Source organism: Bradyrhizobium sp. ma5 (assembly GCF_042258955.1).
Lineage (GTDB): Bacteria > Pseudomonadota > Alphaproteobacteria > Rhizobiales > Xanthobacteraceae > Bradyrhizobium.
Window position 1 is genome coordinate 4677319 of the sequence record NZ_CP170156.1, and the last position, 18254, is coordinate 4695572.

At 64.8% G+C, this 18254-nt stretch carries 18 protein-coding genes and 1 pseudogene; 11 read left to right on the forward strand and 8 right to left on the reverse strand.

Going from position 1 to position 18254, the window contains the following annotated elements; all coding sequences use genetic code 11:
- Positions 1–3: 3 nt before the first annotated feature.
- The 5 genes from ACE103_RS21640 to ACE103_RS21660 all read left to right on the forward strand — a co-directional run bounded on the left by ACE103_RS21640 (position 4) and on the right by ACE103_RS21660 (position 4027).
- Entirely contained in the window at positions 4–795 is a 792-nt protein-coding gene (locus ACE103_RS21640) for a TatD family hydrolase (protein WP_375781160.1), read from the forward strand.
- On the forward strand, positions 792–1598 hold the full coding sequence (locus ACE103_RS21645) for an MBL fold metallo-hydrolase (protein ID WP_375774818.1): 807 nt from the start codon (positions 792–794) through the stop codon (positions 1596–1598). Before ACE103_RS21640 ends, ACE103_RS21645 begins: the two co-directional genes overlap by 4 nt.
- Positions 1599–1726: 128 nt before the next feature.
- Complete coding sequence (gene lpxA, locus ACE103_RS21650) at positions 1727–2563, forward strand: acyl-ACP--UDP-N-acetylglucosamine O-acyltransferase (protein WP_375774819.1); 837 nt, start codon at positions 1727–1729, stop codon at positions 2561–2563.
- Positions 2564–2820: 257 nt separating this feature from the next.
- Entirely contained in the window at positions 2821–3579 is a 759-nt protein-coding gene (locus ACE103_RS21655) for a nitroreductase family protein (RefSeq protein ID WP_375774820.1), read from the forward strand.
- Positions 3560–4027, forward strand: coding sequence for a MarR family winged helix-turn-helix transcriptional regulator (locus ACE103_RS21660; RefSeq protein ID WP_375774821.1), 468 nt, complete (start codon positions 3560–3562; stop codon positions 4025–4027). Before ACE103_RS21655 ends, ACE103_RS21660 begins: the two co-directional genes overlap by 20 nt.
- Positions 4028–4040: 13 nt before the next feature.
- On the opposite strand, the gene ACE103_RS21665 is transcribed toward ACE103_RS21660, so the two are convergent.
- From ACE103_RS21665 to ACE103_RS21685, 5 genes are all read right to left on the reverse strand, one after another.
- On the reverse strand, positions 4041–5690 hold the full coding sequence (locus ACE103_RS21665) for an acyl-CoA synthetase (RefSeq protein ID WP_375774822.1): 1650 nt from the start codon (positions 5688–5690) through the stop codon (positions 4041–4043).
- A 25-nt stretch (positions 5691–5715) separates the two neighbouring features.
- A complete protein-coding gene (locus tag ACE103_RS21670; RefSeq protein ID WP_375774823.1) occupies positions 5716–7602 on the reverse strand; it encodes a TRAP transporter large permease subunit in 1887 nt (628 codons plus the stop codon).
- 34 nt (positions 7603–7636) lie between these two features.
- Complete coding sequence (locus tag ACE103_RS21675; RefSeq protein WP_176531343.1) at positions 7637–8656, reverse strand: TRAP transporter substrate-binding protein; 1020 nt, start codon at positions 8654–8656, stop codon at positions 7637–7639.
- 366 nt (positions 8657–9022) lie between these two features.
- Positions 9023–9196 carry a hypothetical protein gene (locus ACE103_RS21680; protein ID WP_223966514.1) on the reverse strand — a complete coding sequence of 58 codons (174 nt, stop codon included), beginning with the start codon at positions 9194–9196 and terminating at the stop codon, positions 9023–9025.
- A 152-nt stretch (positions 9197–9348) separates the two neighbouring features.
- Positions 9349–10050 (reverse strand): L,D-transpeptidase, encoded by a 702-nt coding sequence (locus ACE103_RS21685; protein WP_223966511.1) that lies wholly within the window; start codon positions 10048–10050, stop codon positions 9349–9351.
- Positions 10051–10282: 232 nt separating this feature from the next.
- On the opposite strand from ACE103_RS21685, the gene ACE103_RS21690 reads away from it, so the two are divergent.
- The gene (locus tag ACE103_RS21690) at positions 10283–11530 is read left to right on the forward strand and encodes a DUF763 domain-containing protein (RefSeq protein WP_375774824.1); all 1248 of its coding nucleotides are present in this window, start codon (positions 10283–10285) and stop codon (positions 11528–11530) included.
- A 9-nt stretch (positions 11531–11539) separates the two neighbouring features.
- Here ACE103_RS21690 and ACE103_RS21695 read toward each other — a convergent pair.
- Positions 11540–12346: pseudogene (locus ACE103_RS21695) on the reverse strand (enoyl-CoA hydratase/isomerase family protein).
- A 74-nt stretch (positions 12347–12420) separates the two neighbouring features.
- Here ACE103_RS21695 and nthA point away from each other — a divergent pair.
- Genes nthA through ACE103_RS21710 form a run of 3 tightly spaced genes read left to right on the forward strand, consistent with a single transcriptional unit; the run spans position 12421 to position 14083 of the window.
- Complete coding sequence (nthA, locus tag ACE103_RS21700; RefSeq protein WP_375774825.1) at positions 12421–13050, forward strand: nitrile hydratase subunit alpha; 630 nt, start codon at positions 12421–12423, stop codon at positions 13048–13050.
- Entirely contained in the window at positions 13047–13706 is a 660-nt protein-coding gene (nthB, locus tag ACE103_RS21705; protein WP_375774826.1) for a nitrile hydratase subunit beta, read from the forward strand. The genes nthA and nthB overlap by 4 nt, the downstream gene beginning before the upstream one ends.
- On the forward strand, positions 13706–14083 hold the full coding sequence (locus tag ACE103_RS21710; protein WP_375774827.1) for a nitrile hydratase accessory protein: 378 nt from the start codon (positions 13706–13708) through the stop codon (positions 14081–14083). Before nthB ends, ACE103_RS21710 begins: the two co-directional genes overlap by 1 nt.
- A 331-nt stretch (positions 14084–14414) precedes the next feature.
- On the opposite strand, the gene queC is transcribed toward ACE103_RS21710, so the two are convergent.
- Positions 14415–15134 carry a 7-cyano-7-deazaguanine synthase QueC gene (queC, locus tag ACE103_RS21715; protein WP_375774828.1) on the reverse strand — a complete coding sequence of 240 codons (720 nt, stop codon included), beginning with the start codon at positions 15132–15134 and terminating at the stop codon, positions 14415–14417.
- A gap of 128 nt (positions 15135–15262) precedes the next feature.
- Here queC and mazG point away from each other — a divergent pair, with 128 nt between their 5' ends.
- Positions 15263–16108, forward strand: a complete 846-nt coding sequence (gene mazG / locus ACE103_RS21720; RefSeq protein ID WP_375774829.1) for a nucleoside triphosphate pyrophosphohydrolase — start codon at positions 15263–15265, stop codon at positions 16106–16108.
- Between the two features lie 158 nt (positions 16109–16266).
- Here mazG and ACE103_RS21725 read toward each other — a convergent pair whose 3' ends face one another.
- On the reverse strand, positions 16267–17256 hold the full coding sequence (locus ACE103_RS21725; RefSeq protein WP_375774830.1) for a hypothetical protein: 990 nt from the start codon (positions 17254–17256) through the stop codon (positions 16267–16269).
- Positions 17257–17365: 109 nt separating this feature from the next.
- On the opposite strand from ACE103_RS21725, the gene ACE103_RS21730 reads away from it, so the two are divergent.
- Positions 17366–18253, forward strand: coding sequence for a LysR family transcriptional regulator (locus tag ACE103_RS21730; protein ID WP_375774831.1), 888 nt, complete (start codon positions 17366–17368; stop codon positions 18251–18253).
- The last annotated feature ends 1 nt before the right edge of the window (position 18254 follow it).

The following is an 18254-nucleotide window of genomic DNA, read 5'->3' on the forward strand; positions in this document are numbered from 1 at the left end:
GTCATGCTGGTCGACAGTCACTGCCATCTCGATTTTCCTGACTTCGCCGACGATCTCGACGGGATCGTCGGGCGCGCCGAAGCGGCCGGCATCGGCCGCATGGTCACGATCTCGACCCGGGTCAAGCGGCTCGGCGGTCTGCTTGCGATCGCTGAGCGCTTTCCCGACGTCTACTGTTCGGTCGGCACCCATCCGCATCATGCCGACGAAGAGGACGGCATCCCGGCAAGCGAGCTGATCGAGCTGACCAGGCATCCGAAGGTCGTGGCGCTCGGCGAGGCGGGGCTCGATTACTTCTATGAGCATGGTTCGCGCGAGGCCCAGGAGCGTGGCTTTCGCGCGCATATCGCCGCGGCCCGCGAAACCGGCCTGCCGCTCGTGATCCACACCCGGGAGGCCGACGAGGACTGCGGCCGCATCCTGGAGGACGAAATCGCGAAGGGGGCGTTCAAGGCCGTCCTGCATTGCTACACCGGCGGCCGCGAGCTCGCGATGAAGGCGATCGCGCTCGGGCTGTCGATCTCTTTCACGGGCATCCTGACGTTCAAGAAGTCGGAGGCCCTTCGCGCACTGGCTGCGGAGCTGCCGGCCGATCGCATCATGGTCGAGACCGACGCGCCGTATCTTGCGCCCGGAAAATTCCGCGGCAAGCGCAACGAGCCGTCCTATGTTGTCGAGGTCGCCAAGGTGCTCGCTGAAACCCGCGGCGTCTCGCTGGAGGAGATCTCGCGGCAGACCACTGAAAACTTCTTCCGGCTGTTCTCCAAGGTGCCGGCGCCGAAGGTTGCTGCATGACGCTGACACTGACCATTCTGGGCTGCGGCTCATCCGCCGGCGTGCCACGTCCGGCACTCGGCTGGGGCGCATGCGATCCCAACAATCCCAAAAACCGCCGCCGCCGTTGCTCGATCATGGCCGAGCGCACGATGGAGCACGGCACCACGCGGGTCGTGATCGATACCTCGCCCGATCTGCGCGAGCAGCTGATCGACGGCAATGTCGAGCATATCGATGCGGTGTTTCTGACGCATGAGCATGCCGACCAGACCCACGGCATCGACGATCTGCGCTCGGTGGTGCTGCATCAGCGCCGCCGCATCCCGGTCTACTTCAACCAGTCGACCGCCAAGGACATCATGGCGCGGTTCTCCTACTGCTTCATCTCGCCGGAAGGCAGCGACTATCCGCCGATCCTGACCCGGCATTCGATCGAGGCCGGCGAGAGCCACTCGGTGCAGGGGAAGGGCGGTCCGCTGAAGCTCGAGGCCTTCCTGGTGAAGCATGGCCAAATTCCCGCGCTCGGCTACCGCATTGGAGATGCCGCCTACACGCCCGATCTGCACGACATTCCCGAAGAGAGCTGGCCGACGCTTGAAGGTCTCGATCTCTGGATCGTCGACGGCCTGCGCTATGCGCCGCATCCGAGCCATTTCAGCGTTGCCGACGCGCTGTCGTGGATCGAGCGCTTCAAGCCGAAGCGCGCGGTCATCACCAACATGCATTCCGACCTCGACTATGAGGTGCTGCGGCAGAGCCTGCCGGCCGGCGTGATCCCGGCCTATGACGGCATGCGCCTGACGCTCGATCGGGCAGGCTGAAGCAACCGGTCGCGTCGCGCGGCAATAAATCCGACCGGTCACGCCCGGCGGACGGCATTTGAGCTTGCACTCTGCCTGAGCTTGCCCTCTGCTGAAGGTCGCGAATAATCCGTTTTTGAGGGAACTGTATGCTCATCGATCCCACTGCGCGGATTGAGGATGGGGCGGTGATCGGCGCCGGCACGTCGATCGGTCCCTATTGCGTTATTGGTTCCCGCGTCATTATCGGCGCAAACTGCAAGCTGATCGCGCACGTCCACATGACCGCGGAGACCACGATCGGTGGCGGCTGCACGATCTATCCGTTCGTCTCGCTCGGCACACCTCCGCAAGCCCTGAGCTATCGCGGCGAACTGACCAAACTTCAGATCGGTCAGGACTGCACGATCCGCGAGCACGTCACCATGAATGCCGGAACCGTCGCGGGTGGCGGTGTTACCCGCGTCGGCGATCGCGGCTATTTCATGAACTGCAGCCATGTCGGTCACGACTGCGTCATAGGGAACGACGTCATCTTCGCCACGTCCGCGACGCTGGGCGGCCATTGCGAAATCGGCAATTTTGTCTTTATGGGAGGCCTCTCATCCGCCCATCAATTCGTTCGAATTGGGGCGCAGGCGATGATCGGGGCGACAAGTTGCGTACGTGGCGATGTCATCCCGTTTGGCCTTGCAAGCGGCCAGTACGCGGGTCTCGCCGGGCTCAACCTGGTTGGCATGCGACGCCGCGAATTTACCCGCGAACGCCTCGCGGTGATCCGGGCGTTCTATCAGAAACTATTTCGCAGCCCTGGCGTGTTTGCCGCGCGTCTGCACGAGGTAAGGCAATTGGCCGACGCGGATCCCGCGATTGCAGAAATCCTGGCCTTCATCGACGCGGTGAGGCATCGCTCGCTGTGTCTACCGGCGAACGACGATCATGTGATTGCCTCACCCCAAAACCGTTTCGCTGAACCGAACCGATAGCGCCGCCGAAATTTCTGGATCTTTCGGCCGATGTCTTCGGGAACGTGCGGGCTCCGTCACCCGCGCGCCTTCCCTCTGTTCGACAGCGGCACAGAGGACTTCCCCCATTTCGGATCGGGTTTTCCCGCGACCACCGCCATGAACCCGCCGCTCGGCAGGCGGCGGTTGCATACGATCGCCAACGGTCCTGTCTTGACCTTTCACGCAAAGGGCATATCGTTATGATCATAACGATAACGATAGACCGGGAGGAGCAGATGACGGAAGCCGTGGCAACGCGCGATTACACCGATCGCACGCGATATGACGCGCTGATGGACGTCGTGAAGAACCGCCTGACGACCCGGGCGTTCGATTCCGGCTACGTGATGCCGCCGGAGCATTACGACATGATCCTGGAGGCCGCGCGGCACACGCCGTCGGGCGCCAATGCACAACCCTGGCACTTCATTTCCGTCACCGATCAGGACCTCAAGAACAAGATCACGGAATATTTCCGCGAGGAGCAGGTCGCACGCGCCCGGCTCAAGATGAAGTTTCCGACGCCCGACTATCGCGGCCTCGCGTCGGCCCCCGGTTTCATCGTCGTCGCCAGCGACTTCCGCTGGGTCAAGGCGTTTCCGGTGCTCAACGACGGCTCCGAGCTCGACAAGATGTACAAGGAGAATGCCGAGCGAATCCTGCTGCAGAGCGTGGCGGCGGCGACGATGTCGGCGCATCTCGCAGCGGCAGCGCTCGGTTATAACGTCTGGTGGGTGACCGCGATCGGGCAGGAGAAGGCGCAGCAGGCGATGAAGCCGCTGCTCGGCATCCCCGATGAATTGTCCGTGCTCGACATCATGTGCTTCGGTCCGCCGGCCAAGCCGCCGTACAAGCGCTGGAAGAAGAGCCTGGCCGATATCAGCAACTGGAACAGGTTCGATGATCAGCACTTCATGACCGAAGCCCAGATCGACGAATGGGTTTCGACCACGCGCCAGAAGGTGATGTACCGCGATGCCGAGAACGTCGACTAAAGCAGCGGCGCCCGTCAGGCGCGTTGCATCGGACTACAGGCTGGAGGACCAGGTCGGCTTCCTGCTGCGCAAGGCGTACCAACGCGCCTCGTCCAACCTGGTCGAGCGGATCGGGTCCTACGATCTGACGGCCCCGCAATATGCCACGCTGGCCCGGCTCTACGAGCGCGGAGCGCTGTCGCAGAACCTGCTCGGGCGGCTGGTTGCGATGGAGCCGGCCAATATCCGCGACGTCGTGCTGCGGCTGAAGAAGCGGCGGCTGGTCGCGACCCGGCGCGACGCGACCGACAAACGGCTGATCCTGATCGATCTGACCACGGCCGGCGTGGCGCTCGTCGAGCAGCTGATCCCGATCGAGACCGAATGCACCGCGACGACGCTGGCGCCGCTCAAGGCCGACGAGAGGCGACTGCTGTACGGGCTGCTCGGCCGCCTTGCGGAGGGCTGAGCGTCGTAACCGCTCAGGCCGAGATCGCCTTGGCTGATCCGACCTGGTTGCGCAGCAGGAATTTCTGGATCTTGCCCGTGGATGTCTTCGGGATCACGCCGAACACCACAGACTTCGGCGTCTTGAACCCCGGCATGTGCTCGCGGCAATAGGCGATGATCTCGGCCTCGGTCGCCTTGGCGCCGTCCTTCAGCTCGAGGAAGGCGCAGGGCACTTCGCCCCATTTCGGGTCGGGTTTTGCGACGACCGCGGCGAACAGCACGGCCGGGTGCTTGTAGAGGATATCCTCGACCTCGACCGACGAGACGTTCTCGCCGCCGGAGATGATGATGTCCTTCGAGCGGTCCTTGATGATGACGTAGCCGTGCTCGTCGAGCACGCCGAGATCGCCGGTGTGAAACCAGCCGCCGGCGAAAGCTTCCTGCGTCGCCTTCTCGTTCTTCAGATAACCCTTCATCACGATGTTGCCGCGGAACATGACCTCGCCGATGGTCTCGCCGTCGCGCGGCACCTCGCGCATGGTCTCGGGATTGAGCACGGTGACGTCTTCCTGCAGCGGGTAGGCCACGCCCTGACGCCGCTTCAGCTGCGCACGCGCATCGGCGGACAGTTCGTCCCAGCCCGGCTGCTCGGCGCAGACCGAGGCGGGGCCGTAGACTTCGGTCAGCCCGTAAACATGGGTCAGCTTGATGCCGATCCGCTCGGCGCCCTCGAGCACGGCAACCGGCGGCGCCGCGCCGGCGATCAGGCCGACGACGGACTTCGCCTTGCAGCCCTTCGGCGCGTCGGGCGCATTGATCAGCGTGTTGTAGACGATCGGCGCGCCGCACATGTGGGTGACGCCGTGCTTCGGGATCAGCTCGAAGATTTTTGTGGGATCGACCTTGCGCAAGCAGACATTGACGCCGGCAGTCGCCGCGATGGTCCAGGGGAAGCACCAGCCATTGCAGTGAAACATCGGCAGCGTCCAGAGATAGACCGGATGCTGGCCGAGATTGCCGGCGAGGATGTTGCTGACGGCGTTCAGGTAGGCGCCGCGGTGATGGGTCACGACGCCCTTCGGATTGCCTGTTGTGCCCGACGTATAGCTCAGCGCGATCGCATCCCATTCGTCGGCCGGCGGCCGCTCCACGAATGCAGGGTCGCCTGACGCGACAGCCGCCTCATATTCGATCTCGCCGATCCGCTTGCCGCCACTGAAGGCGGCATCGTCGACGTCGATCACGAACGGTTTCGGGCCCTTCATCAGGGTCAAGGCTTCCGCGATCACGCCGGAGAATTCGGGATCGACCAAGACGATCCTGGCGCCGCCATGATCGAGCTGGAACGCAATCGATTCCGCATCGAGGCGGATGTTGAGCGCGTTCAGTACCGCTCCGGTCATCGGCACCGCGAAGTGCAGCTCGTTCATCGCCGGGATGTTCGGCAGCATCGCCGCGATCGTATCGCCGTGGCCGATGCCGCGCCCTGCAAGATAGGACGCGAAGCGCTTGCAGCGCTCGTAGGTCTCTTTCCAGGTGAAGCTGCGGCCCTCATAGACCGCGCTGACATGGTCGGGATAGACCGCGGCCGAGCGCGCCAGGAAGCTCAGCGGCGTCAGCGGCACGTAGTTGGCGGGCGTCTTGTCGAGCCCGATCGAGTACTGGTTTTGAGCTGCACTCATGGCTCTATCCCATCCGCAAGCTGCCTTAAAGGAAACCGATCGATATCCAGGGGAAGATGGCGACAATGATCAGGCCGATCAACAGCGCCAGCATGTAGCCCCAGATCGGCCGGATACCCTCGGCCGGATCGACGCGCCCAATGGCGCAGGCAGCATAATAGCCGACGCCGAACGGCGGCGCGAACAATCCGATGCCCATCGCCAGGATGATGATCATGGCGTAGTGCACCTCGTGGACGCCGACCTGGCGCGCGATCGGAAACAGCAGCGGCCCGAACAGCACGATGGCCGGAATGCCCTCGAGCACGCTGCCGAGGATCACGAAGGCCAGGATCGAGACCGCGATGAAGGTCGCCGAACCACCGGGCAGCCCGGCCATCGACGCGGCCAGCGCGCGCGAGAAGCCGGACTGGGTCAGGCCCCAGGCCATGCCGGTCGCGGTACCGATGATGAAAAGGATGGCGCCCGACAGGCACGCCGTGTCGATCAGCATCGGCACCAGCCGCCGCCAGTTGAACTTGCGGTAGATCAACAGGCCGATGACAATGGCGTAGACGATGCCGATGGTCGAGACTTCGGTGGCCGTGGCGATGCCTTCGACCACGGCGTAGCGGATCACAAAGGGCAGGGCCAATGCGGGCAGGGCGAACACCAGCGCCTTGCCGATCTCGCTGCCGGTGGCGCGCTGGACGTGGCTGAGGTCTTCGCCGCGGTAGCGCCACCACACCAGCCCCGACAGCGTGATTGCCAGCACGACGCCCGGCAGCAGACCGCCGGTGAACAGCGCCGAGATCGAGACGCCGGTGACCGAGCCGATCGTGATCAAGACGAGGCTCGGCGGAATGGTTTCGGTCTGCGCGCCGGTGGCGGCGAGCAGGGCGACCAGATCGCCCGGCTTGGCGCCGCGCTCCTTCATTTCCGGGAACAGCACGGGCGCCACGGCGGCCATGTCGGCGGCCTTCGATCCGGAGATGCCGGAGACCAGGTACATGGCGCCGACCAGCACGTAATGCAGGCCGCCGCGGACATGCCCGAGCAGGCTCGCCAGGAACGCCACCATCGCGCGCGCCATGCCGGTCATCTCGATCAGCAGGCCAAGGAAGACGAACAGCGGCACCGACAGCAGAATGAGGTGGCTCATGCCCTCGTCCATCCGGCCGACCAGCACCATCAACGGCGTCCGCGTGGTCAGCGCCAGATAGCCGAAGATCGCCATGCCGAAGGCAAAGCCGATCGGAACGCCGGCGAACACGCAGAAGCCGACCACGCCGACGAAGAAGATGATCAGATTGAGGTTGCCGAGCGGCCGCAGCATCGGCTGCGCCAGCCAGAACACGCCAATCAGCGCGACGACCGTCAATGCGGCCAGCAGGAAGGTCTTGAAATCGCCGACCCGCGCCAGCCGCAGCAGCGCAAACAGCCCCATCAGGCAGATGCCAACCGGCAGCGCCGCCGCGCGCCAGGTGTTGGAGATCTGCAGCGCCGGCGTCGTGATGAAGCTCTCTTCGTAGGCGTATTCATAGGCCGGCCGCACGATCAGGATCAGGAAGGCCAGCGCGGCGCAGGTCGCGACCACGTCGAGATAGGCCCACAGCCTCGGCCCGGCGCTTGCGACCAGTGCCGTCATCCGCATGTGCTCACCGCGGCGGAACGCCACCGCGGACCCAAGCATCGCAAGCCACAGGAACAGGATCGACGCCAGTTCGTCGGACCAGATCAGCGGCGCGTGCAGCACGTAACGCGACACCACGCCGGCGAACAGGATCACGACCTCGGCGACGACAAGGATCGCCGCCGGGATTTCGACCAGCCATCCGAGCGCCGCCTCGATGGGACCGAGAACAGAGCGGCGGCGGGGGGGCTGTGACGCCGCCTCGCCGGCCACGGCCGGCGTCATCTCGACATGAGCCATGGCAATCCTCCTGGCATGCCTCCCGCTGGATCGATCAGGACAGTTTGCCGACGGACTTCTCGAGCAGATCCCAGGCCTTCTCGCCGTACTTGCCCTTCCACTCGGCGTAGAAGCCGGCGGCGCGCAGCTTGTCGCGGAACGGCCCGACCTCGGGCTGGTTGAACACGAGGCCCTTGCCGGTGAGCTCCTGCTTCACGGTGGCGTTGAGCTTCTCGGTGTCCTCGCGCTCCTTGACGGCCGCCGCGTTGACGTTCTTGGCGACGATGGTCTTGATATCGTCCGGCAGCGCCGCCCAGGCCCGGCGGTTCATCAGGAACCAGAAGCCGTCCCACATGTGGTTGGTCATCGAGCAGTATTTCTGCACCTCGTACAGCTTGGCGGCCGAGATCAGCGCCAGCGGGTTCTCCTGGCCTTCGACGATCTTGGTCTGCAGCGCCGAATAGACCTCGCTGAAATTGATCGAGGCGGGCGATGCATCGAACGCCTTGAACATCGAGGTCCACAGCGGCGACACCGGCACGCGGATCTTGAAGCCCTTGAGATCGTCGGGACCGTTGATCGGCTTGGTCGACGACGTGGTCTGGCGGAAGCCGTTGTCCCAGATCTTGTCCATGACCTCGAGGCCGGCCTTGTTGATCTCGCCGCGCACATAGGCGCCGAGCTCGCCATCCATGGCCTTCCAGACCGTGGGATAGTCCGGGAATGCGAAACCGATGCCGTTGATCGAGGCTGCCGGCACCAGGGTCGCCAGGATCAGGCCGGACAGCGTGAAGAACTCGACGCCGCCGGAGCGCACCTGGCTCAGCATGTCCGTATCGGAACCGAGCTGGCTGTTCGGAAACACCTGCAGGTCAAACCGGCCGTTGGTCTCGGTCTTGATCGCCGCGGCCATCTCCCGGGCGCGCGCCACGAACGGATGCGACTCCGGCAGGTTGTTGGCGAACTTGTACGAGAACTCGGCCGACTGGGCGCGCGCGACATACGGCGCGCCAATTCCGCCCAGAACGGCGGAAGCGGCGGAAACCTTCAGCAGCGTGCGTCGTGAAAAGCTCATTGGGTTTGCTCCCTCGAGAGGCTTGTTGTTGTTCTGAGATGCCATCCTATACGGACCTGATGCCGCGGGGTCACCAGCGATCTCTGCACAGCTGGCGCTTATTGCAGCGTCCGTACGCCGCGGCAATATCGGCTTTCTGACGGAGACGCTTGGGCGAGGATCGCTGTGCTGCCTGGACCAGCAGAACCAATGACCGGGACGAGCCCGGACAGGCGCCAAGCTGCGATCCGGTGCGAAGATTTCCCACTAAATATCTGATCTAATTGTAGATATAAATATTCCATAATATACCTTATGCGAATTACGGATATGGAAGCCGATCCGGTTTGGCGACCCAGCCGTGGCTCCCCCTATACGGTTCGCATTTCATCCGTCGCGCTCGGGCGCAGCCATCATCGGCTCTGCGATCTCTAAGGTCGCTCCCAGTATGTCCTGCTGACCATCCGCGACGCGCCGGTGTCGGTCATGGCCGCAGGTGAAGACGCTGCCGAAGATGGCGAAGGCGGCGCAATCGAAAGACCTGCGGAAGGCTTTCGCCAAGCATCTGCGCGAACAGCCGGATCGCGCTGGCCGGATACGCGCGCCTTCGATCCGGAAAGCGCGTCAGGTTTTCTTGTCCGCATCGTGCGTGATTGCGTTGCCCTGCGACGGCCGCCTGCTCCGATGCGAGCGCATCCTCGGCCTGCCGTTGCCTAGGCCGGCAGCACGATCACTTTCGTTTTGAGCGGCGTTCGCGAATAGAGGTCGATCATGTCCTGACTGAGGAGGCCGGTGCAGCCGCTCGTAATGCCGTTCCCGATCGTTTCGGGGTCACTGGTGCTATAGATCGTGTAAAGCGTGTACGCCCCGTTTTGATAGAGGTAGAGCACGCGGGCACCGAGTGGATTATCGAGACCTCCCGGCATGCCGCGAGCATATTTGCCCGCCTCCGGCTGGCGCGCGATCATCTCCTTGGGTGGCGTCCAGGTAGGCCATTCGGCTTTGCGCCCGACATAAGCCTCCCCACTCCACCGGAATCCATCGCGGCCGACATTGGCGCCATAGCGCGTCGCGTTGCCCTCACCTTCGATGCGGTAAACATAGTACTTGCTGGGATCGATGATGATCGTACCGGGCGCCTCGTCGCTGTCGTAGCGCACTGTCTTGCGAAAATATTGCGGTTTGACCTTGCTAACATCGACCCCTGGGATCGGGAATTTCTCGTCGGGCACGGGCCCGTAGACTTTCTCAGCCTCGGCCAGGCTCATGTAGTCCGAGGCACAACCGGCCAGGCCCAGTGCGGCAAGACCGGCAGCGGAGCCGAACAGAAACGCCCGGCGGTTGAGACGCGGCGAACGAGGCCCAGACAGATCGCCCTTGCCTATCGCGTCGGCAATTCCACGGTCCATGATCATGATTTCGGGTTTTCCGAGCGTTTCCAGAAGGCGCGACAATCCTATGTCGGGGAACCACCCCGTTACGACACTCCTATGGAGGATTTCGCGCTTTTTTGTGAAGGGAAACTTTCAAGAAAAAGCTAAGGAATTCCGTTCTGTGTGTCGGTCTTGTGCGGGGATTCCCCCCCCGAAGGCTTTGCCTGATAGTCTGCCCCCGACTCCACGACAACAGTTCGAGACTTGGAGACCAATGGTTCGACGTACCGGCAGCGCCGATCTTCCGCTCCATGGTGGACGCGTGCCGCCGTGGCTGGCGGAGCGCATGGCGACGCTGGGTGCGATCATCACGCAGGCCGTGGTCCATCATTACGGCCGCGACGCGTTCCTGCAGCGGCTCTCGCATCCGTTCTGGTTCCAGTCGTTCGGTGCCGTCATGGGCATGGACTGGCATTCGTCGGGTATCACCACGAGCGTCATCGGCGCGCTCAAGCGCGGGCTGGCGCCGCTGCAGGACGAGCTCGGCATCTACGTCTGCGGTGGTCGCGGCAAGCATTCGCGGCGCACGCCGGACGAATTGTCGGCGCTGGGCGACCGGACCGGCGTTGACGGCGTCGCCCTCACCCGCGCCAGCCGTCTGGTCGCCAAGGTCGACAGTGCCGCGGTCCAGGACGGTTTCGAGCTCTACCTGCATGGCTTCTTCGTCACCGCGGAAGGCAAATGGACCGTGGTCCAGCAAGGCATGAACGATCACAAGCGACAGGCGCGACGCTACCACTGGCATTCCGAGGGGCTGCGCAGCTTCGTCGACGAGCCGCACAGCGCGATCGATGGTCCAGCGCAGGGCGAGATCGTCAATCTCACCGATCACCGCGCCGACGCCTCGCGCCAGGCCCAGCTCGATCTGCTCGCCGCGCTCGGTCCTGACGGCATCGCGCATGAATATGCCGAACTGACCGAGCAGGTGGAGGCGCAGGGCGATCTGTTGCACCTGATTATGCCCGCGCATCACGACGTGCGGTCGAGCGATGTCTTCATCCGCCGCCTGCATGGCACCCTCGCCGCCGCCGCGGAGCGCGGGCCGCTGGATTTCCCCGAACTGCTGCTGACGCCCGGCGTCGGTGCCCGCACCGTGGAGTCGCTCGCCATGGTCGCCGAGGTCGTCCACGGGACGCCGTATCGCTTCCGCGATCCGGCGCGTTTCTCGCTCGCGCATGGCGGCAAGGACCGTCATCCGTTTCCGGTGCCGATCAAGGTCTATGACGAGACCATCGGCGTGCTGAAATCGGCGGTACGGCAGGCCAAGCTCGGCCGCGACGAGGAGTTGCAGGCGCTGAAGCGGCTGGATGACCAGGCCCGCAGGCTGGAGCTGACCGCAACCGGCCCGTCCTTCGATGCCTTCGTCGCCAACGAGCGCGCGCGTTCGCCGGCCCTTGACGGCCGCTCGGTGTTCGGTTGGGAGGCCGACCTCGCCGCCCACGACCGCATTACCAAACGCTAGGCGTACTGGTCAGCGTCCCCTGAAGCGCGGCTTGCGCCGTCCGAGGAAGGCCGCGACGCCTTCCTTGTGGTCGTCGGTCAGGCTCGCCAGCGCGAACTGGTCGAGATCCATGTGGCCGGCGAGATCGTCGAGCGCATGCGCCAGGCGGTTGACCGTCAGCTTGGTCATCGCCACCGAAATCGGCGGCTGGGCGGCGACCTTGGCCGCGAGCGCCATCGCAGCATCATACGATTTGCCCGGATCAGTCACCTGCTCCACCAAGCCCCATTCGTAGGCCTCCTCGGCGGAGATCCGGTCGTCGGCCAGGATCACGGCCTGCTTGGTGCGCGCTGGCCCCATCAGATGCAGCATGCGCGGCACGCTCTGTCAGCTCATGTTCATGCCGAGCGCGATCTCCGGCACGCGAAGATGCGCATCGCGCGCCATGACGCGGAAATCCAGCGCGACCGCGAGCGCCACGCCGCCGCCGACGCAAAAGCCCTCGATCGCGCCGATCGTGATCTGTTCCATCTCCTGCCAGGCGCGCGTCAGCCGCGGCCCGAGCTTCAGGTGACGGCGCAGCGTGCCCATATCCATGGTCTGGCGCGAGCGCCCTTCGGCATCCTTGAGGTCGAAGCCGGCGCTGAACGATTTGGCGCCGCCGGTGAGCACCACCACCGAGGTTTCGCCATCGTCCTCGAAACTGCGCGCCGCATCGGTCAATTGCCGCAGCGCCTCCGGCGACAGCGCGTTGATACCGTCGCCGCGGTCGAACCGCACCACGGCGATGCGGCCCTCTGGTCCGAGGCCCTTCTCGATCGTCACATCGTCAACCACGCATACCTCCCAGCTCGCATTGTTGTGTACTGCTTGCCTCGACATAGCACGGCGATTTCGCCTATTCTGTAGGCATGAGCGAACATGATCATCACCACCACGATCACGACAATTCCGAACTGTCGGAGACCGAGCTGCGCGTGCGCGCGCTGGAATCGATCCTGACCGAAAAGGGCTACGTCGAGGCTGCCGCGCTCGACGCCATCGTGCAGGCCTATGAGACGAAGATCGGCCCGCATAACGGCGCCAAGGTCGTGGCCAAGGCCTGGACCGATCCCGCCTTCAAGAAGGCGCTGCTCGAGGACGCCAGCAAGGCGGTCGGCACCCTCGGCCATGTCAGCCGGGTCGGCGACCATCTGGTTGCGATCGAGAACACGCCCGGCCGTCACAACATGGTCGTCTGCACTTTGTGCTCGTGTTACCCTTGGGAAATGCTCGGGCTGCCGCCGGTTTGGTACAAGGCCTCGCCGTACCGCTCGCGCGCGGTCAAGGATCCGCGCGGCGTGCTCGCCGATTTCGGCGTCAGCCTGCCGAAGGAGACGGAAATCCGGGTCTGGGACAGTACAGCCGAAACGCGCTTCCTGGTGCTGCCGATGCGGCCCGCAGGCACCGAGGGCTGGAGCGAGGAACAGCTCGCCGATCTCGTGACGCGCGATTCCATGATCGGTACCGGCTTCCCGAAAACCCCGGGAGCACCGTCGTGAACGGCGTCCACGACATGGGCGGCATGGACGGGTTCGGCAAGGTCGAGCCCGAACCGAACGAGCCGATGTTCCATCAGGAATGGGAATCGCGGGTGCTAGCCATGGTCCGCGCGATGGGCGCCGCCGGCGCCTTCAACATCGATGCATCGCGCTTCTATCGCGAGACCCTGCCCCCGCAGGTCTATCTGTCGAGCTCCTACTACAGGAAATGGCTGCTCGGGCTGGAAGCCCTGCTGCTCGACAAGGGCTATATCTCCAACGACGACGTCGCCGCCGGACATTCCGTCGCGCCGGCAAAATCGCTCAAGCACGGCAAGTTCTCGATGGCCGACGTCGAGCGCATCATGGTGCGCGGCAAGTTCGGCCGCACCGCACCGGCGCCGGCGAAATTCAAGGCCGGCGATCGGGTGCGGGCGAAGAACATCCATCCCGCCACGCACACGCGGCTGCCGCGCTACGTGCGCGGGCATGTCGGGGTGGTCGAGCGCGATCACGGCTGTCACGTGTTTCCCGATACGGTGGCCAACGATGCCGGCGAGCATCCGCAATGGCTGTACACCGTCGTGTTCGATGGACGCGAATTGTGGGGACCGGACTCCGATCCGACCATCAAGGTTTCGATCGACGCGTTCGAGCCGTATCTGGAGGCGGTCTGATGGATACCGGCGCCGCCGCGCGCGCGACCAGCGTCGTGTCCAGCATTCCCCGCGATCAGGATGGCCCGGTGTTCCGCGCGCCGTGGGAGGCGCAGGCCTTCGCCATGGCGTTGACGCTGCATGACCGCGGCGTGTTCACCTGGCCCGAATGGGCCGCGGCGCTGGCCGATCAAATCAAGCGCGCGCAGGCGGCCGGCGATCCCGACACCGGCGAGACCTACTACCAGCATTGGCTAGCGACGCTCGAACACCTCGTGGCCGCCAAGGGCGTCACGACAGCGGAGACCCTGCACCGCTACCGCGACGCCTGGGACCACGCCGCCGACCGCACCCCGCACGGCCAGCCGATCGTGCTGACGGCTAAGGATTTCGGGTAGCGGCGCGCTCTTCACATCGACGCTCGCTCAACAGCTTGTTCGGTGTCATCACCCGCGAAAGCGGGTGATCCAGTATTCCAGAGACGCCAGTGTTTGAGCGGAGAAGCCGCGGCGTACTAGATCGCCCGGTCAAGCCGGGCGATGACAGTGTGGGCGCCTCACACACCGTCGTCTTGGCGCCTTACACAATTTCGGAATAATAGAAGAATACCGCTGAGTTGCCCGACGTGTCAAGTTGCCGTGTCGAACGCCGGCAGCAGCCGACTCCTTTGCATGGGGTTGTTTTCAATATTTTGGCAGTGCGCCCCTGCGGAGTGCTATCTGCCCACGGTTACGGGCCGCCCTGCGCGACATATTCCCGCCAGCCCTTGGCCCGCAGGCTGCAGGCCGGGCACTCGCCGCAGCCATAGCCCCAATCGTGCTGCGCGCCGCGTTCGCCGAGATAGCAGGTGTGCGAGTGCTCGCGGATCAGATCGACCAGCCCTGCCCCGCCGAGCGCGTGCGCAAGCCGCCAGGTCGCCGCCTTGTCGAGCCACATCAGCGGCGTGTGCAGCTCGAAGTCCCTCGCCATGCCGAGGCTGAGCGCGGATTGCAGCGCCTTGATGGTCTCGTCGCGGCAATCCGGATAGCCGGAATAGTCAGTCTCGCACATGCCGCCGATGATGTGGCGGATGCCGCGCCGATAGGCCAGTGCGCCCGCGAAGGTGAGGAACACAAGGTTGCGGCCGGGCACGAAGGTGTTCGGCAGTCCGTCCGCGCCCATTTCGATCGCGACGTCGCGGGTCAGCGCGGTGTCTGATATCTCCGACAGCGTCGGGATCGCCAGTGTGTGGCTGTCGCCGAGCTTTGCTGCCCAATCCGGCCGCAGCGCCCTGATGCCGGCCAGCAGGCGGTCACGGCAATCGAGCTCGATCGCATGGCGCTGGCCGTAGGTGAAACCGAGCATTTCGACGCGCGCGAAGCGGTCCAACGCCCAGGCCAGACAGGTGGTGGAATCCTGGCCGCCGGAAAACAGCACCAGCGCGGTGTCGGAATTGTTCTGATCGGTCATGGAACGCGATTTAGCACCTGACGGCGCCGCGGCCAATCCGTGGACGGCGTCGCGATTCCGGCGTGTTTTGCTGGGATCGGGAGGGGTGTTTTGGCATAAAGCCAGGACCTCCCTGATGCCGGTGTCCCATGACCCCCTCCCGCGACATTTCCCGCCTGATCGAGATCATGGCTGCACTGCGCACGCCGGTGACCGGCTGCCCATGGGACCTCGTGCAGAATTTCGAGACCATCGCGCCTTACACGATCGAAGAGGCCTATGAGGTCGCCGACGCGATCGCGCGCGGCGATCTCGACGATCTACGCGAGGAGCTCGGCGACCTGCTGCTCCAGGTGGTCTATCACGCAAGGATGGCCGAAGAGCAGAACGCCTTTGCGTTCGGAGACGTGGTCGAGGCGATCACGAGGAAGATGATCCGCCGTCATCCGCATGTCTTTGCCGACAAGGACGGCAATATCCAGCCCGCCGGCGTCAAGAGCGCCTGGGAGCGCATCAAGGCCGAGGAGAAGGCCGAGCGCGCGGCTCGGCGGCCGCCGGAAGAGACCGCGCACACATCCCTGCTGACCAGCGTGAAGGCCGGCCTCCCTGCCCTGACGCGGGCGATGGAGCTGCAGCGCAAGGCGTCTACCGTCGGCTTCGACTGGAACGACCCGCGCGCCGTACTCGCCAAGATCCGCGAGGAGGCCGACGAGATCGAGGCGGCGCTCGACCGCAACGACAAGGCCGAGATCGCCGAGGAAACGGGCGACCTGATGTTCGCGCTGGTCAACCTCGCCCGCCACGTCGACGCCGATCCGGAAACCGCGCTGCGCGCAACCAACGCCAAGTTCGAGCGGCGGTTTGCCTATATCGAGCAGGCGCTGGCCGCGCAGGGCCGCTCGCTCGACGGCGCGACGCTGGAAGAGATGGACGCGCTGTGGAACGAAGCGAAGAGCGCCGTCGTCCCGGCGAAGGCCGGGACCCATACCGCGTGATCTAACGGTTCATCGAGACTGCCAATCCCACGCAAACGCGGAACTGCGACTGCGCTCAACAACGAGCTTCGGTGGTGATGGGTCCCGGCCTTCGCCGGGACGACAGTGAGTTTGTGGATGTGGCGCAGCGACCGCCGGCGGGCACAGCCGGCGAGCGCTCACGCTGACCATGGACTGAAGATTCCGATCCGCTGTCCGGTGAAGCTGCCGACCCAGATCTGCTCGCCGACCTCCATCGCTCCCGTCGCGCCGCCAAAGCCCTTGGCCACCGCGCCGGCCTCGTCCACCGCGATCAGAGATTCGATCGCGAGGCTGACCGGATCGAGCCGGACGACCTTGAACGCCAGCGGGCAGCGATCGCCGCGCGCTTCGCAGCCGAATAGAACCTCCGGCCGCGTGGATTGTCCCGCGAGTAGCAGCCGCCCGTCCGCAGTCCAGCGCAAATTGTCGGGCAGGAAATCCATCTCGGCGCTCGCGATCGCGCGACCGTCCTGATCGAGCTGCCAGACGCGACGCGCAGCCCATTCGCAGGTGATGACGAAACCATCGCGCGACACCGCGATGCCGTTGGCGCCGGACATCGCCTGATCGCCGAACCGGCTCCAGCCATTGGCCGGCGACCAGCGCCACACCTGCCCGGTCGGCTCGCCGCGCGCAAACCGCGACACGAACTCGCCGTCGGTCGGATCGAACATGCTGGTCATGACGAAGCCGCCATCCGGCAGATGCGCCACTGCATTCGCCGACGTCCGCGGCGGCTGCACCAGGCGCTCGCCGGTTGCAACGAAAGGCCCCTCCTCGCCGAGCTCGAGCACCAGGCGGTCGATGGCCTCGCCGCCGCCGTGATCGACCACCAGCAGCTCGAACGTCTCATCGGCGAGACGCCGCGCCGCGATTCCGTGCGGGTCGAAGACTTCAGGTCCGAGCCGCGCCCGCTGCGCGGCAGGTGCCCAACGCAGCTCCGTCGCGTGTGACGGCCGCGCCGTATCGACCTTGAACAGGCCGCCGCCATGGTCCGCAGATTGCATGCAGCTGACGATGACCCAGGACGTTCCCGGGAGTTCGACCAGGTCCTCCGGATGCCATACGCCGTCGACAAACCCGCTCAATTGGTAGCTCGCATGATCCGTGTGGATGTCTTGTGCCATCGTTCGCGCCTCGGTGAGTTCAACTGAACCGAGGATAGAAAGTCGGCGGCCGCCGATCATCGGGCGGAAACTCGCGACATCGGCGACCGGAATTCGCTAATCTGCCGCCATGGAAGACCCGCCGTCACTCGTCACCTTCGTCACCGTCGCCGAAACGCTGAGCTTTGCGGCCGCCGCGAGAAAGCTCGGCCTGTCACCATCAGCGACCGGAAAGGCGATCGCCACGCTGGAGGCCCAACTCGGCGTGCGCCTGTTCACGCGGACGACGCGGCGCGTCAGCCTGACGCCCGAAGGCGAATTACTGCTCGGCCGCGCACGACGGCTGCAGGACGATTGGCGCGAGACCACCGAACTGCTGTCGGCATCGGCGGGCGAACCGCAAGGCCTGCTGCGCATCAGCCTGCCTGCCGCCGGCTATCGCTTCCTCGCGCCGCATCTGGCGGCCTTCGCGCAAGCGCATCCGAAGATCCGGCTCGATCTGGATTTCGACGACCGCATCAGGGATCTGGTGACGGAGGGTTTTGATCTTGCGATCCGCAGCGGCGTGCAGCCTGATTCCGGCCTGATGTCGCGCAGGCTGCCGCCGTTCCGGCTCTCGGTCTACGTCGCGCCGTCTTATCTCGCCGAATGCGGCGAACCGGCCGATCAGGCGGCGCTGTCGGCGCATCGCCTGATCCGCTTCCGCCATCCCGACACCGACGTGCTGCAGGCGTGGCAACTGGCCAGCGGCGCACAGGCCGCGATCGAGGAAGCAACGCCTCACGTGATCTGCTCGAACATCGAAGCGGTCCGTGCGGCAGCGGTTGCAGGCCTGGGACTCGCCTGGGCGCCCGATTTCCTGATGCGCGACGCGGTCGAAGCCGGTCAGCTGCAGATCGTGCTGCCGCAGGAGACGATCGAAGCCGCGTTCTGGCTGCTGTGGCCTTCAGGCAGATACGGTTCGACGCGGCTGCGGGCGTTCATCGATTTTGCCGCGAGCCGGCTATTTGCCACCTGAC